The sequence below is a fragment of the Clostridium sp. AM34-9AC genome (assembly GCF_003480225.1).
In the GTDB taxonomy this organism is placed as follows: Bacteria; Bacillota; Clostridia; order Lachnospirales; family Lachnospiraceae; genus Acetatifactor; species Acetatifactor acetigignens.
Window position 1 is genome coordinate 1 of sequence record NZ_QUIU01000063.1, and the last position, 1772, is coordinate 1772.

General features: G+C 50.7%; 3 protein-coding genes. All 3 read right to left on the bottom strand.

Annotated elements, in window-relative coordinates; translation table 11 throughout:
* A partial coding sequence (gene mobQ / locus DW835_RS17670; protein WP_243037240.1) for a MobQ family relaxase occupies nucleotides 1-869 on the bottom strand: 869 nt, incomplete at its 3' end.
* Between the two features lie 2 nt (nucleotides 870-871).
* On the bottom strand, nucleotides 872-1189 hold the full coding sequence (locus DW835_RS17675; RefSeq protein WP_182430358.1) for a DUF3847 domain-containing protein: 318 nt from the start codon (nucleotides 1187-1189) through the stop codon (nucleotides 872-874).
* 284 nt (nucleotides 1190-1473) lie between these two features.
* Nucleotides 1474-1677 (bottom strand): hypothetical protein, encoded by a 204-nt coding sequence (locus tag DW835_RS17680; protein ID WP_004614949.1) that lies wholly within the window; start codon nucleotides 1675-1677, stop codon nucleotides 1474-1476.
* Between the last annotated feature and the right edge of the window lie 95 nt (nucleotides 1678-1772).

A 1772-nucleotide genomic window follows, 5' to 3' on the forward strand; every position in this document is an offset into this window, starting at 1 on the left:
GGTTTGGAAAGTTCTTCTTTTACCTCTGCCATCCAGACAAACAGGGCTTTGATCTTCTTCCTCACATCCTGCATGAGCCGGTTGGTGGCTTTAATCCAGCGGTTCAGTTCCCCTTTCTCGGTGCGGATGCCCTTTGCTTCCATCTGCCGGACATTAGCTCCCTCGTGGACAGTAGGTATTAGGTCAAGCCCCTGCCGCACATAGGAACGGTGGTCGATACGCACATCCAGCCCTTTTTCCTCAAATTTTGTATTAACGGCAGCCGCCCACTGCTCCCGCCAGTGTTCCAGCGTTTCCGGCTCATGCCAGTCTGTTGTATGGACAGCGTTAAACATATAATCGCCGTTTTTATCCCGGATTCGGTTTCCATCTTCATCAAGAAGATATTCCCGACGCTGTTTTTGTCCCCATGTGCCATCCGGGTTCAAAGGGCGCATTGTTGTCATCACATGGAAATGCGGGTTTGGGATACCGCCGTCCTCTTTCTCCGGACTGTGAAAAGCAAGATCGGCAATCATGCCTTTTGCCACAAACTGCTCCTGCACTAACTTCCTCGCCAGCTCCATGTTTTCTTCCAGCGTCAATTCATTCTGCATGGCAATATCAAAGGAATAGGCAAGCTGTGCTTTTGGATGTTTCTCGCAGTTCTCCACAGCATTCCAGAGGGTCGCCCGGTCAAGATATATTTCCGGCGCATGGGGCGGCAGCATGATTTCCGAAGCGATCACGCCGCCCTTTTTGGTGTAGTCGCTGACTTCTCCATAGTAGCTGCTGTAAAGACGCTCCCCGGCTCGGTAGGCTGCGCTGGCAATGGCGCTCTGACCGGCGCTGCGCTTTATCTGTGCGATTGAAAAATGATAAAGTGCTATCCTTAGTCACCGCCTTTCTCCTGCCCGGAAATACGGGCGTGGTTTTCTGCGGCAGACCGGATGAAAGGCTCCGCCTGCGGCAGATTCAAAATGCTTTCCATGAGGGAATAAAATTCCGCTTCGGATAGCTCCTTTGTCTGTGGTGCAATGCTCTCAATAGCTGCCCCACGGGTAATCAGCCGGTGCGTCCTCTGTTTCCGGGAACCGCTTTCCAGATACGCCTGCCGGTTTTTCAAACGCTGCATTTTCCGTTTTTCCTGTTCCAGCAGGACAGTGGTTTTTTCATATTCCTGCTTTAACTGTTCCAAAGATTTTTCCATGTTCTCACATCCTTTGCTTATAAGATAAAGAAAGACCATCCGCAGACAGTCTGTGTCAGTGCTTCTATAAAACCCGATGAAAAGGGAAAACCACAGAGCGGATTTCTCTTTGCGGCGGGTACACAGGGGATAGCCGCTTTAGCGGCGCAAGGGGGGGTAGCCACCTTGTCGGAGCGAAGCGAACGCAGACCTCGGATTGCTGATTTTATCAGCGGCAGAGGTAAGCTCCGCAGGACGCACGATACATGGTCTTTAGACTATGTATAGAAGTGCGCCCTTAGTTCCTAAGGGATTTTGCCGTTTCCGGCAGTCTTGTCCTTTTTCTTGGAACGCTTGGAAAGATACTTCGGGCAGTCAACCACAACCGCCCGGAAGCTCTGTTTACATTCGTGCTGGCATTTCCGGCACAGTTCGTTGTAAGTGATACGGCTGCGGTCATTTAAGAAGAAAGACCATTCCAGCCGTCGCTTGTTGCTCATTCTTGCCATAACCGGCTCCTTTCTCCGTTTCTATCTGATGTACGCAGATAGGCTGTTTTGGTGTAGCGTCTCGGTATCATTTTTAAGGTTTTTCCCTCTGTATG

What these genes read in the sequence shown, in the direction of transcription:
- DW835_RS17680 (WP_004614949.1), bottom strand. Translation starts at nt 1,677, where the DNA reads ATGGCAAGAATGAGCAACAAGCGACGGCTGGAATGGTCTTTCTTCTTA.
- DW835_RS17675 (WP_182430358.1), bottom strand. Translation starts at nt 1,189, where the DNA reads ATGGAAAAATCTTTGGAACAGTTAAAGCAGGAATATGAAAAAACCACT.